Here is an 11,715-nt window from a genome sequence, read left to right as displayed (position 1 = left end):
AGACCCTGCGCGACAGCCTGCGACTGAGCAACTCGGCCGTGAACATGCAGCTCAGGATCTTGCACGCGGCAGGTTACGTCCGCCTGCGCAAGGAGCCATTCAATTCTCGAATCCACGCTTGGGCCGAGCTCACACCTCTCGGTAGAACTGTCCTAATCGCTCATCTCGCACGGCTCCGGGCACTCGCCGGCGCCTGATCGATCCCGAAAGGAGGCGCACCGATGCGATCGCACATCGCGCTCATGTCCGTTCCGCTGCACGGCCACGTCAACCCGATGCTGGGAGTGGCCGCCGAGCTCGTCGACCGTGGCCACCGGGTGACTTTCGCCTCCGGTGCGGCCTTCGCCCCGCTGATCGCCGAGACCGGTGCGACACCGGTCACGTACCTGTCGACCTTTCCGGCCGGTGGTGCACCCGGCGACGGCTGGCTGGCCGCCAGTGACGACGGCCGGCAGGCGGCCCGGATGTTCGGCCGGGAGCGCGACGCCGCGCTGCCGCAGATCGCCGCGGCCTACGGCGACGACCGGCCCGACCTGGTCGTCCACGACTCGGTCACGGCGTACGCTCCGTTGCTCGCCGCCCGCTGGGGTGTGCCGCAGGTGCAGTTCTCGCCGACCCACGTGTTCTTCCACGGTGCCGAGGAGAAGATCGGCGCCCCGGTCCGGGTGGTTCCCGAGGTCCGCCCGTGCGTGGTCGCCATGCCGCGATCACTACAGGTCAACGCGGATCAGGTGGGACCGGAGCACCTCTTCGTCGGACCGGTGCCGTGGCGCCGGAGCACCGACGGGGACTGGACCGCACCGGCCGGTGCGCGGGTGGCGCTGGTGTCTCTCGGCACCACCTACAACAGCCGGACCGACGTGTTGATCCGCTGTGCCGAAGGGCTGGCCGCCGGTGGCTGGCACGTCGTGATCGCCACCGGTGACGCCGGAACCGCCCGGGAACTGGGTGACCTGCCCGGCAACGTCGAGGTCCACCGCTGGGTGCCGCAGGTCCGGGTGCTCGAGCAGGCGGAGGTCTTCGTGACCGCGGGCGGTGCCGGGAGCGCGCTGGAGGGGCTGACGCAGGGCGTGCCGCTGGTGGTGGTGCCACAGGGCGTCGAGCAGTTCCTGACCGCGGCGCGGGTGCAGGCCCTCGGGGTGGGCCGGGCGATCACCCCGGAGCGATTCTCCGCCGAGGCGGTCCGGGCCGCGGCCGAGGAACTCACCACGAACCCGGGCACCCGTGCCGCTCTGGAGGCGATGCGGGCCGAGATCGGCCGGTCCGGCGGCGCGCCGGTGGCGGCCGACTTCATCGAGACGCATCTACTGGAGGGAAGCGCGGTATGACGATCACGACGACGGCGCCGGACACGAGCGCCACCAGCGAGAACGCCACGGAGACGGTCGTGGGGGTCCGCGATCTGCGGATGTCCTACGGCGCCCATGAGGTGCTGCGCGGCATCGACTTCGACATCGGTCGCGGTGAGATCGTGGCGCTGCTCGGCCCGAACGGCGCCGGCAAGAGCACCACGATCGAGATCCTGGAGGGCTTCCGGCTGCGGTCGGCAGGAGCGGTCACGGTGCTCGGCACCGACCCGGCCCACGGCGACGAGGCCTGGCGCGCCCGGCTCGGGATCGTCCTGCAGTCCTGGCGTGACCACGGCAAATGGCGGGTCCGGCAGCTGCTCCACCACTTCGCCGGCTTCTACCTGCCGTACGTGTCGGATCCCTGGGACGTCGACGAGCTGCTCGCCAAGGTGGGTCTCACCGAGCACGCGGATCGTACGATCGCCACGCTCTCCGGCGGACAGCGGCGGCGCCTGGACATCGCAGTCGGCATCGTCGGCCGCCCCGAGCTGCTCTTCCTCGACGAGCCCACGGTCGGCTTCGACCCGCAGGCCCGCAGCGAGTTCCACGAGATGGTCCGCGCCCTGGCCGACGACCGGATGACGATCCTGCTGACCACCCACGACCTGCACGAGGCGGAGAAGCTGGCGGACCGGGTGCTGATTCTGGCGCAGGGCCGGATCGCCGCCCACGGCACTCTCGACGAGCTGGCCCGCGACCTGGACACCAGCGCCGAGGTGACCTGGACGAGCGGTGGCCGCTCGCACCGGGAGCGCACCACCGACGTGTCCGCCTTCATGCGCGATCTCCTGGACCGGGACAGCGACGCGGAGGACCTGCGGGTGCACCGCCCGAACCTCGAGGACATCTACCTGACCCTGGTACGCGAGACGGAGACGAACCGATGAATCCGACCCGGCATGCGGTGGCGCAGGGCGCCCGCCGCGGCGCGATCGAGTTGCGCCAGGTGCTCACCAACGGACAGGACCTGACCACCAATCTGGTCTGGCTGTTCGGCCTGCTGGGCCCGCTCTACTTCCTGCGCGACGACAAGCTGCCCGGCGCCGACCTGTCGGTGGCCACCTTCGTCCTGCCCAGCCTGCTCGCCATGTGTGTCGGCTTCAACGGTCTGCTGATGCTGGCCCAGCAGTTGGTGGTCGACCGGGAGGACGGCACCCTGCTGCGGCTCAAGGCGCTGCCCCAGGGCATCGCCGCCTACCTGTCGGGCAAGGTGATATTCATCTCGGGCATGGTGGCCTTCGCGTGGGTCATGGTGATCGCGGTCGGCGCCGTCCTGGTCGACGACCTCACCCTGACCGAGGCCGGCCGCTGGCTGACCCTGGCCTGGCTGCTTCCCCTGGGCCTGCTGGCCCTGCTGCCGCTGGGCGCCGTCATCGGCTCCCTTGTGGAGAGTCCACGTAGCATCGGTCTGATCATGCTGCCGGTCTTCGCCCTCGCCGCCGTCTCCGGCATCTTCTACCCGGTCGGCGGGTTCCCCTACTGGGCGCAGCTGGTGGCCCAGGCCTCCCCGCTGTACTGGCTCGGTCTGGGCGCCCGTTCCGCCTTCCTGCCGGACAGCGCGCTGACCGCCGAGATTGGCGACTCGTGGCGGCACTGGGAGACGTTCACCGCACTGGGGATCTGGGCAGTCATCGGTCTGATCGCCGCCCCGATCGTGCTGCGCCTGGCCGCCCGCCGGGAGAGCGGTTCGACCATGACCGTCCGCCGTGACCGCGCCCTGAGCCGTCAGACCGCCTGACCGACACCGCCCGTTCCCAACAACCGAGGAGATCCGAAATGTCCCGTCTGGCCGAGAACCTCGCCCTGCTCCTGCTCGACGACGAGACCGGCAAGAGCACCGTCGACCTGGGCCGGCGCCACCGCGCGGTGGGCAGCGCCGTGCTGCTCGACCTGGTCCGGGCCGGCCGCCTGACCATCCCGGCGACCTCTGACTCCGAGCCCCGGGTTCAGATCGTCGGCTCCGGCTCCACCGGCGATGCCGCTCTGGACGCCGCCCTCGCCAAGCTCTCCGACTCACCGAAGGTGGGCTGGGCGGCTGAGAACGCCGGCCACGAGGCGTGGAAGCCGCTGCTGGAGCTGCTCGCCGAGGACGGGGCGATCCGTCTCGAGGAGCAGCGTGTGCTCGGTGTCATCAAGGTCAAGACCTGGCCGGCCGCCGACCCCACCCGTGAGCGGGCCGTCCGCGACGCCATCGCGGCCGCGCTGCAGGGTGGCCGGCCCGACGAGGAGACCGCCGTCCTGATCACGATCCTGCACGGCATCGGCCAGGTGCCGGGTGCTGGTGACCCGGCCGTCAAGGCCCGGGCCGAGGAGATCGCCAAGACCGCGGCGGCTTCCGGCCCGCTGAAGGACGCCTTCCACGGCCTGGACACGCTGCCCGCCTTCATCCTCTTCGCCGCGAGCTGATCGACGTGCCCGCCCCCGCAGCCCGGCCCGTCCTGATCGTCGAGCACCAGGCGCCCAGCCCGGACCGGGATTCCGGGTCGCTGCGCCTGTACCGCATCATCGACGAGTTGCAGGCGTTCGGCCACCAGGTGGTGTTCTTCCCGATGCGGGACACCGCGGACCCGGTCTACGCGGACCGGTTGCGGGGGCGCGGCGTCGCTGTTCTGACCGGCCGGGCGCGGCAGTCACGGTTCCTTTCCGATCAAGGGCACCTTTTCGGTACGGCCATCCTGTGCCGCCCCGAGCCGGCCCTGGAGATGCTGGCGTCGATCCGCGACGTCAACCCGGAATGCGTGATCGCGTACGACACGGTCGACCTGCACCACCACCGGTTGAGCCGGCAGGCCGACCTGGCCTTCGCCGACGGCACACCGGACCGGTACACCCTGCGAGCCCGCGCCGAGTCCACCCGTGCCCTGGAACTGATGCTGGTCCGGGAGTGCGACGTGACACTCGTCGTCTCCGAGGACGAGCGGCGGCTGCTGCTGGACGAGGTGCCGGGCGCCGACGTCGACGTCCTGTCGAACATCCACCGGCCGCCGGGCGCGACGCGGCAGCCGGTGACCGGCGCCCGCATCCTGTTCGTCGGCAACTACCTGCACCAGCCGAACGTCGACGCGGCCCGACGGCTGTGCACCGAGATCCTGCCCGCGGTGCGCCGCGAAATACCGGGCGCGGTCGTCGACCTGGTCGGTGACGCCGCCCCGCCCGAGCTGACCGCCCTGGCGAGCGACGGCGTCACGGTCCACGGATGGGTACCGGATCTGGGCCCGCTCTACGCGGCGGCCCGGGTCGTGGCGGCGCCGCTGCGCTACGGGGCCGGGGTCAAGGGCAAGGTCGGCGAGGCCGTCGAGTACGGCGTGCCGGTGGTGGGCACACCCGTGGCGGTCGAGGGCATGGGCCTGGTGCCGGAACGGGACGTGCTGGTCGGCGGCACCTCCGGGGAACTGGCCGCGCAGCTCGTCCGGGTGCTGCGCGACGACTCGCTCGGTCCACGGCTGGCCGCCTCGGCAGGGCCGGCGCTGGCGGCTCGATGCGGTCCCGGAGTGGCGCGTGCCGCTCTGGCCCGGCTGGTGGCCCGCCGACGTATCACGCCGCCCGCCATGACGCTCCAGTCATCAGCGGTGTGATCCCTGATCTCCCGCCCGGACGGTCACCTTCCCCCGGGGTCGTCCGTCCGGGCGGGGGCTTCCTCCCCACGGAGGAACGGGCGGCCCCCGCTACAGCCGGCCGAGAGTATCGTGCAGAATCGGCCGACACCATTCCCGTCAGCGACATGAAATGCAGGTAAGCCGTATGACCACGCAAATTGTGCAGCCCGAGTTCGGGCGCCGTTTGCGGCGTCTGCGCATAGAGCGCGGAATGTCGCAGCGCGATCTTGCCGTGGGCGTGGTCAATCAGTCCTACATCTCGTTGCTGGAGAAAGGCTCCCGCGTTCCGACGCCGGAGGTGGTCGCCCATCTGTCCGAGGTGCTGGGCGTCCCGGTGGCCGAGCTGACCGGTGCCGACGCCGAGCCGGCGGCGCCGCCCGCGGTGGCCGGTGCCGAGCTGGCCCGCGAGCTGATCGTCAGCAGCGCCGTCGACCAGGGTGACCTGCCCCGGGCCGAGCAGGTGCTGACCGGCGCCTTCGAGGAGGCGAAACGGGGTGGCCAGGCGGCCGCGATGCTCAGCCACGGCCTGGCCCTGGAGCGGATCCTGGAGCAGCGCAACGATCGTGGCGCGAGGTATGCCCTGCTTGCCGATCTGGTCACGGTCGCCGAGCAGGCCGGGGTGCCCGAGGCGCTGGTCCGGACCAGGATCGCCCTCGCCTCGGCGGCCCGTGACGTGGGCCGGCTGACCGAGGCGTTCACCCACATCGAGCAGGCACAGTCCGAGATCGCCGACACCGCGTTCGTCGGCGGCAGTGAGCACGTCCGCCTGCACGCCGTCCACATCTCGGTGCTCAGCGACGCGGGCGGTGGCGCCGAGATCACCCGGATCGTCGACCGGATGGTGGCGATGGCGGCCGACGTGAAGAGCCTGACCATCTCCGGCCGGGCCCACTGGGTGGCGAGTATCGCGATGGCCCGGATCGGCGAGGTCGACCGGTCGCTGGAGCACCTGCGGTCGGCCCGCGAGATGCTGGCCAGCCCGACCACGTCCCTCCGGGACTGGGCGCGCTTCTCGGTCGCCGCGGTCTCCGCGCTGATGGACGCGGACGCCGACCTGAACGAGATCACCACCCGGATGGAGGCGGCCCGCGCCGCGATGGCCGCCGCCGAGACCGCGGCGACGCCGTCGGCCGCGGCGAGTCTCGAGGTGCGGTATGCGGTGGCGGTGGGTGAGCCGGAACGGGCTCTGGAGATCGCCGCGACCGTCGACGAGGCCGACCTTTCCGGCATCGAGCGGGTGCGGTTCGTGCTCGCGGTCGGGCGTGCCCAGCGGCGTTGCGGCCGGTCCGAGGAGGCGGTCGGGTCGTTGCGGCGCGCCGCGCAGCTGGCCGAGGCCGCGGCGGCGTACCGGCGGGCCAGCCAGATCTGGCGCGAAGTGACGGACATAGCCTGACGGACACAGCCTGACGGACATGGGCTGACATGCGGAAAGGCTCCCGCGCGGACGCGAGAGCCTTTCGGTGGGAGGACGTACGCGGCTCCCTCGATGCCGCGGCCGACCAGAGGTGATCGATGGTCACCAGGGCCAGTCTTGGGTGATCGGCGGCTTGGGGTCGATCGGGACGACCACCGGCATCTCCCCATCGGCCACCGACACCGTCGGGACCGGCTGCGGGCCGGTGAAGTCGGTGGCGGTGAAGGCGATGGCGGCTGCGGCGAGAAGGGTCGGCATCACGAGGTGGCGCGGTGTCTTCGTCATGGCTCAATGTCTACCGGTCCCGAGCCGGCCTTGTGGACCCTGTATCGAAAACTTTGTGGATGACCGGGAGTCGCCGGGATCGCCCCCGATGGTCAAAGTGTTTCGAAGCTTTCAATACGGCGTTGAGGTCCGGTAACCGCGTTGTTGCAATTGTCGCGGCGGTGACCCCGGCATCGAGCACAGTCGAACGCCGAATTCTTCCGGGCGTCCGCTGCCGCAATTGCCGGATCACTGTCGGAGGTTAGTCATGCCCCTTTCCCGCCATTTCCGCCGAGTCCTGACCGCCGCTGTGGTGATGACTGCGACAGCGGTCAGCACGGCCGCGCCGGCCTTCGGAGCGGCGGCGTTCCCGGTGTCGTGGTCCGCGTCCTACGCGGGTGCCCAGGTCGCCGGCACCACCACTCACGTGCAGCACCCGCTCGGTGTCAGCCGTACCACGACCGTGAAGGGCGCCATCAAGGCCGGTACCGGAACCGGCTGCTTCCAGGCCGTGATCGAGACCGGGAGCGTCTCCTGGACGTCCCCGGCGACATGTGTCGGATCGGCCTCGGAGTCGTTCGTCACCACGTACCAGACCTTCACGATCGGCCCGGCGAGCACGGTGCGCCTGTGCTCGGCGGGTAGCACGACCGCCTGCGGCACCCCGGCACCGCTCTGGTGACCTCGACCTGAACCGTCCTCCGGCGAGCCGCCCAGTCATGACTTATGACTGGGCGGCTCGCTGTATTACTCCCGGGTAGCTCGCCGCCGGGTAGCTGTGAAAGCGCTGAGAGTGGCCTCTTGCAGGGCTTTCGCGGGAACTCAAGTTGATGACAGTGATTGACGATACCTGTTACAGATATTACGCTCATGACTGCGCAGCGATGACAGAAGTCAACTGATCGAGTTCGAACGTACGGGGGTCGTAATGAACGAGCGTGAACTCCAAGCCTTCGTGGCGGTCGCCGAGCACGGCCGGATGGATCTCGCCGCCAAGGCGCTGGGCTACTCGCAGCCCGCGGTCAGCTACCAGATCAAATGCCTGGAGATGACCCTCGGCGCGAAGCTCTTCGTCCGGACATCGTCGGGCGCGTCCATCACCCGCACCGGCGCGCTCATGCTGCCGTCGGCGCAGGCGGTGCTGACCCTGATGCGCGGCATCAAGGCCACCACCGGAGACCTCGCGCTCGTCGCCTGACCGGACGTCGAAAAGCCCCCGGGAATCCCCGGGGGCTTTCTCATGTGCTCAGCGGGCGCCGCGCGGGATCCAGGACGGCGCGCCGCCGTCCAGGTTGTGCTCCTTCTCGATGAACGCCAGGTTGTGATAGAAGTGCAGGCCACCGATATGGGCGTCGGCCGGCGCCGCGGTCCGGCCCACGATCTCCTCGTGGTGCAGCCCGTCGACGAGCGTCTTCAGAAAGCCCAGGCTGGTCGCCGGGTCGTCGTAGGTGTGGGCCAGCCCGCCGAAGGTCGGCCAGTACGAGGTCTGGAGATCCTCCATCACGTACAGCCCGCCGTCGCGCAACGCCGGGAAGAGATGTGCGAACGAGGCGAGCAGGTGGGCGCTGACATGACTCCCGTCGTCGATCACGATGTCCGGGGTGCCGGTCACCTCCAGCACCCGGGCCAGATCGGCGGGCGAGGACTGGTCGGCCTGCAGGACCGTCACCCGCTGGTCGCTCATGTGTGACTTGTCGACGATGTCCAGGCCGTAGACCAGGGCACGCGGGAAGTAGCGCCGCCACACGTCGAGCGACGCGCCACCGCGCTGCTGGTCGCCGAACCCGCCGACTCCGATCTCCAGAACCGTCAGCGGCTGGTCGCGCAGCCGGTCGAAGTGCTGTTCGTAGCGTCGCGGGTAGGTGTGATGACCCCACTTGTCCGAGCCGTAACGCACACAGAGTTCGGCGAGTCCGATCGCGTACGGACGGTCCAGCGCGTCCGCGAGCCGACGCACCACGTCGTAGACCGGCAGCGGCCGGTCGAAGGCGCCCGGGTTCTCCAGGTGCCCCCAGCGTGTCACCCGGGTCGCGTTGCTCTGGGCGCCACGCGGCCCGAACAGGCCGCGGACCACCTCGGTGAGGTCCTGGACCACTGCCGCGTCGGCCTTCACCTCCGTGTCGCCGAGCGCTTGGCTCCGCACATCGGTCGGCGTGACGCGTACCTCGTACCGGAAAATGTCGTCGCCGTGCCGCAACCCGATCTCGACCGTGACGTCCGGGCCTGCCGGGACGTCCGCGTGATAGAGAAGCTCGGCGACCGTCGCCGCAGCGACGGCGTCCGCTCCGAGCTCGCTGATCACCGTGGCGATCCCGTCGACGGTGCCCCCGGCCGCGGAGATGAGTAACCCTAGTCCCGCACGATCCACCGTAATATTCACAAACTTCACAATATACGGATAACGATGTGCGGGACTCAAGCGGCGAACAGCGGCCGCACCACGAAGTAGAACACGCACGCGAAGAACGCGGCGGCCGGGAACGTGGTGATCCAGGCGATCACGATGTTGCCCGCCACGTTCCAGCGGACCGCACTGAGCCGCTTCGTCGCGCCGACGCCCATGATCGCCGAGGTGATCGTGTGCGTCGTCGAGATCGGCGCGTGCAGGACCAGGGCGTTGAAGTAGAGCACTGAGCTGGCCACGGTCTCGGCCGCGAACCCCTCGGACGGCCCCAGGTCGATGATCTTGCGGCCGAGGGTGCGGATGATCCGCCACCCGCCCGCGTAGGTGCCGGCCGCGAGCACACCCGCCGACGTCCAGTACACCCACTCCGGGATGTGCGTCGAGTCCGACTGGAACCCGCCGGTGTAGAGCGCCAGCACCACGATGCCCATGGTCTTCGCCGCGTCCTGCATGCCGTGACCGATCGACATGCCCGCCGCCGAGACGGTCTGTGCCCAGCGGAAACCCCGGTTGAGCCGCCCCGGGTGCCCGCGCCGGAAGGTCCACATGATCGCGACCATGAAGATGAAACCGAGGATCAGGCCGACCACCGGCGACACCACCATCGGGATCAGCACCTTGTTGATGATGTTGTCCCACTGGACCTCGCCCACGGTGGCGAAGAGGGTGGCCCCGACCAGACCGCCGAAGAGCGCGTGCGACGAACTGGACGGCAACCCGAAGTACCAGGTGATCAGGTTCCAGGTGATGGCGCCGAGCACGCCGGCGAAGACGATGCCCAGGCTGGGGATGCCGATCGGCAGGTCGACCAGCCCGTCGCCGACCGTCTTGGCGACCTCGGTGCCCAGGTGCGCGCCGATGAAGTTGCCGACCGCGGCCATGGCCAGGGCCACCCGTGGGGTGAGAGCGCGGGTGCTGACGCTGGTGGCGATCGCGTTGGCGGCGTCGTGGAAGCCGTTCGTGTAGTCGAACGCCATCGCCGCGAGGATCACCGCCACGACGGCGATGAGTTCGGGATCCACGCTCTAGGACTCCTTGACCGCGATGGTCTCGATGGTGTTCGCCACGTGCTCGAAGGCGTCGCAGGCGGCCTCCAGCTCGTCGACGACCTCCTTCATCTTGAGCACGGTCAGCGCGTCATATTCCCCGGAGAAGAGACGGACCAGCAGCATCCGGTACGCGCGGTCGCCGTCGTTCTCCAGGCGGTTGATCTCGATCCAGTACTCCTCCATACCCTTCAGCGAGCGCAGTTTCGGCATCGCCTCGGCGGTCACCTTGGCCTGCTGGTCCAGCACGGTGACCAGCTCGTGCATCTCCCGCGGCAGCGAGGGCAGATCGGTCAGGCCGTAGAGGTAGAGCAGGTTGCCGGCCGCCTCCAGGTGGTCCATCACATCGTCCAGCTGGGAGCCGAGCGAGTAGATGTCCTCCCGGTCGAACGGGGTGATGAAGGTGGAGTTGATCTTCTTGTAGAGCTCATGGGTGATCGAGTCGCTGTCGTGCTCCACATCGCTCAGCCGATCGGCGACCGATTGGACGTCCACTCCGGGCAGCGCCAGCTCGTTCAGCAGCTCGGTGCCTTTGACCAGGTTGTAGGCCGCCCTGGTGAACAGTTCGTAGAAGGCCCCCTCGACGGGGCGGAATGAGAACTTCACGGCGCGGACCTCGATCAACAGGCTTTATGAATGGATCTCCGAAGGCATGCTATCGGTCCACGCGGGTTCACCCTTCGCGACGGCCCTCAAACCGCCTCGTGACGATTCGCTGAACGTGGCGCGTTCGGTCGCGGCGCGGAACGGCGAACCGCCCTGGTCGGAACGTGTGGCAGCGGCGTGCCGACGACCGGGTTCCGGCGCAGGTGACGGGCCAGTCCGGTCAGGTCGGTGTCGGCGATCACGTCCACGCCCGCGGCGCCCAGCTCGGTCCAGACCGCGGCGCGCGTCCGGCGGGAGCCGTCCGGCAATCCAGAGAATCGGACGGTACGCCCGTCCGCATGCGCCGCCCGCACCAGCGCGTGCAGCTGGTGCCGTTCCTCGGCGGTGATCGGCTCCCGGCCGTCCCAGCCGAACCGCCGCGACCACGGCTCGCTGACCATCGGGGTCAGTTCCGGCGGGGCCGAGCGGGAACCCAGGTCGTCGAAGGTGCCGTCGGCGAACGCGTACCGCTCGGTCTGTGCGGTGAGCAACTCGCGGACGTCGATCACGCCGGTCACCGTGACGGTCACCGCGCCCGGGGCGAGCACCCCGTCCCGGCACCGGCTGAGCAGGCCGGCGTGGTCGCGCAGCTGCCGGTCCAGCATCCGGTAGGCGCGCAGCAGCGCCTCCGGGTCGCGGCTCGCCCCGCCGAACTCGATCACCAGCCGGAACGGCGCCCGCTGGTCCGGCCAGAGCCGGCCGCCGGTGGTCCGGGCGCGGGCGAAGAGCGGCGCCAGAACCAGGCGGCGCAGCGTGCGGCCGGGCTGCGGCCCGCCCGGCCCGAGGTACAGCTCGCCGTGCGGGCCGGGCACCACGCGGACGGTCATCCCGGCCAGCCCGAGCCGGAGCACGGCGGGCAGCGGGTCGGTCGCGTCCGGGCTGGTCAGAGCATGTCCGGCCGGGAGGAACGGGCGGACGCGACGCAGATACGCGACCGAGACCGCGCCGCCGGCCCCGGCCAGGCCGGCCAGTCCGCCCGCGATTGTCGCCATGTCCT

The 11,715-nt window shown here is 70.1% G+C and carries 14 protein-coding genes; 9 read left to right on the top strand and 5 right to left on the bottom strand.

What is annotated here, in order from left to right; all coding sequences use genetic code 11:
* The first annotated feature begins 5 nt into the window (after positions 1-5).
* The 7 genes from AB0E94_RS28060 to AB0E94_RS28030 all read left to right on the top strand — a co-directional run bounded on the left by AB0E94_RS28060 (position 6) and on the right by AB0E94_RS28030 (position 6,338).
* Complete coding sequence (locus AB0E94_RS28060) at positions 6-197, top strand: transcriptional regulator (protein WP_360331953.1); 192 nt, start codon at positions 6-8, stop codon at positions 195-197.
* A 24-nt stretch (positions 198-221) separates the two neighbouring features.
* On the top strand, positions 222-1,328 hold the full coding sequence (locus tag AB0E94_RS28055; protein WP_360331738.1) for a nucleotide disphospho-sugar-binding domain-containing protein: 1,107 nt from the start codon (positions 222-224) through the stop codon (positions 1,326-1,328).
* A gap of 80 nt (positions 1,329-1,408) precedes the next feature.
* Positions 1,409-2,236 carry an ABC transporter ATP-binding protein gene (locus AB0E94_RS28050; RefSeq protein WP_360331950.1) on the top strand — a complete coding sequence of 276 codons (828 nt, stop codon included), beginning with the start codon at positions 1,409-1,411 and terminating at the stop codon, positions 2,234-2,236.
* A complete protein-coding gene (locus AB0E94_RS28045; protein ID WP_360331735.1) occupies positions 2,233-3,087 on the top strand; it encodes an ABC transporter permease in 855 nt (284 codons plus the stop codon). Before AB0E94_RS28050 ends, AB0E94_RS28045 begins: the two co-directional genes overlap by 4 nt.
* A gap of 38 nt (positions 3,088-3,125) precedes the next feature.
* A complete protein-coding gene (locus tag AB0E94_RS28040) occupies positions 3,126-3,755 on the top strand; it encodes a GPP34 family phosphoprotein (RefSeq protein ID WP_360331732.1) in 630 nt (209 codons plus the stop codon).
* A 5-nt stretch (positions 3,756-3,760) separates the two neighbouring features.
* A complete protein-coding gene (locus tag AB0E94_RS28035; RefSeq protein ID WP_360331729.1) occupies positions 3,761-4,924 on the top strand; it encodes a glycosyltransferase in 1,164 nt (387 codons plus the stop codon).
* A gap of 151 nt (positions 4,925-5,075) precedes the next feature.
* Complete coding sequence (locus AB0E94_RS28030; protein ID WP_360331726.1) at positions 5,076-6,338, top strand: helix-turn-helix transcriptional regulator; 1,263 nt, start codon at positions 5,076-5,078, stop codon at positions 6,336-6,338.
* A 123-nt stretch (positions 6,339-6,461) separates the two neighbouring features.
* Here the strand turns inward: AB0E94_RS28030 and AB0E94_RS28025 are convergent, their stop codons facing one another.
* Positions 6,462-6,644: a hypothetical protein gene (locus tag AB0E94_RS28025; protein WP_360331723.1), complete on the bottom strand. Its 183-nt coding sequence runs from the start codon at positions 6,642-6,644 to the stop codon at positions 6,462-6,464.
* A gap of 247 nt (positions 6,645-6,891) precedes the next feature.
* On the opposite strand from AB0E94_RS28025, the gene AB0E94_RS28020 reads away from it, so the two are divergent.
* Positions 6,892-7,305, top strand: a complete 414-nt coding sequence (locus AB0E94_RS28020) for a hypothetical protein (protein WP_360331721.1) — start codon at positions 6,892-6,894, stop codon at positions 7,303-7,305.
* A gap of 246 nt (positions 7,306-7,551) precedes the next feature.
* The gene (locus tag AB0E94_RS28015) at positions 7,552-7,821 is read left to right on the top strand and encodes a LysR family transcriptional regulator (RefSeq protein WP_360331718.1); all 270 of its coding nucleotides are present in this window, start codon (positions 7,552-7,554) and stop codon (positions 7,819-7,821) included.
* A gap of 48 nt (positions 7,822-7,869) precedes the next feature.
* Here the strand turns inward: AB0E94_RS28015 and AB0E94_RS28010 are convergent, their stop codons facing one another.
* The 4 genes from AB0E94_RS28010 to AB0E94_RS27995 all read right to left on the bottom strand — a co-directional run bounded on the left by AB0E94_RS28010 (position 7,870) and on the right by AB0E94_RS27995 (position 11,710).
* Entirely contained in the window at positions 7,870-9,003 is a 1,134-nt protein-coding gene (locus tag AB0E94_RS28010; RefSeq protein ID WP_360331715.1) for a hypothetical protein, read from the bottom strand.
* A gap of 35 nt (positions 9,004-9,038) precedes the next feature.
* Entirely contained in the window at positions 9,039-10,049 is a 1,011-nt protein-coding gene (locus tag AB0E94_RS28005; protein ID WP_360331712.1) for an inorganic phosphate transporter, read from the bottom strand.
* A 3-nt stretch (positions 10,050-10,052) separates the two neighbouring features.
* A complete protein-coding gene (locus AB0E94_RS28000) occupies positions 10,053-10,679 on the bottom strand; it encodes a DUF47 family protein (protein WP_093619689.1) in 627 nt (208 codons plus the stop codon).
* Positions 10,680-10,765: 86 nt separating this feature from the next.
* Positions 10,766-11,710 carry a hypothetical protein gene (locus AB0E94_RS27995; RefSeq protein WP_360331709.1) on the bottom strand — a complete coding sequence of 315 codons (945 nt, stop codon included), beginning with the start codon at positions 11,708-11,710 and terminating at the stop codon, positions 10,766-10,768.
* Positions 11,711-11,715 lie beyond the last annotated feature (5 nt).

Origin of the sequence: Actinoplanes sp. NPDC026670 (assembly GCF_040638175.1) — a bacterium.
In the GTDB taxonomy this organism is placed as follows: domain Bacteria; phylum Actinomycetota; class Actinomycetes; order Mycobacteriales; family Micromonosporaceae; genus Actinoplanes.
The sequence above is the reverse complement of the archived record's forward strand: the minus strand, read 5'-3'. Positions and strand labels throughout refer to the sequence as shown.

Bases quoted from the DNA above. Each gene is read 5' to 3' on its own strand.
- AB0E94_RS28055 (WP_360331738.1), top strand. From the start codon at position 222: ATGCGATCGCACATCGCGCTCATGTCCGTTCCGCTGCACGGCCACGTC.
- AB0E94_RS28050 (WP_360331950.1), top strand. From the start codon at position 1,409: ATGTCCTACGGCGCCCATGAGGTGCTGCGCGGCATCGACTTCGACATC.
- AB0E94_RS28045 (WP_360331735.1), top strand. From the start codon at position 2,233: ATGAATCCGACCCGGCATGCGGTGGCGCAGGGCGCCCGCCGCGGCGCG.
- AB0E94_RS28040 (WP_360331732.1), top strand. From the start codon at position 3,126: ATGTCCCGTCTGGCCGAGAACCTCGCCCTGCTCCTGCTCGACGACGAG.
- AB0E94_RS28030 (WP_360331726.1), top strand. From the start codon at position 5,076: ATGCAGGTAAGCCGTATGACCACGCAAATTGTGCAGCCCGAGTTCGGG.
- AB0E94_RS28025 (WP_360331723.1), bottom strand. From the start codon at position 6,644: ATGACGAAGACACCGCGCCACCTCGTGATGCCGACCCTTCTCGCCGCA.
- AB0E94_RS28020 (WP_360331721.1), top strand. From the start codon at position 6,892: ATGCCCCTTTCCCGCCATTTCCGCCGAGTCCTGACCGCCGCTGTGGTG.
- AB0E94_RS28015 (WP_360331718.1), top strand. From the start codon at position 7,552: ATGAACGAGCGTGAACTCCAAGCCTTCGTGGCGGTCGCCGAGCACGGC.
- AB0E94_RS27995 (WP_360331709.1), bottom strand. From the start codon at position 11,710: ATGGCGACAATCGCGGGCGGACTGGCCGGCCTGGCCGGGGCCGGCGGC.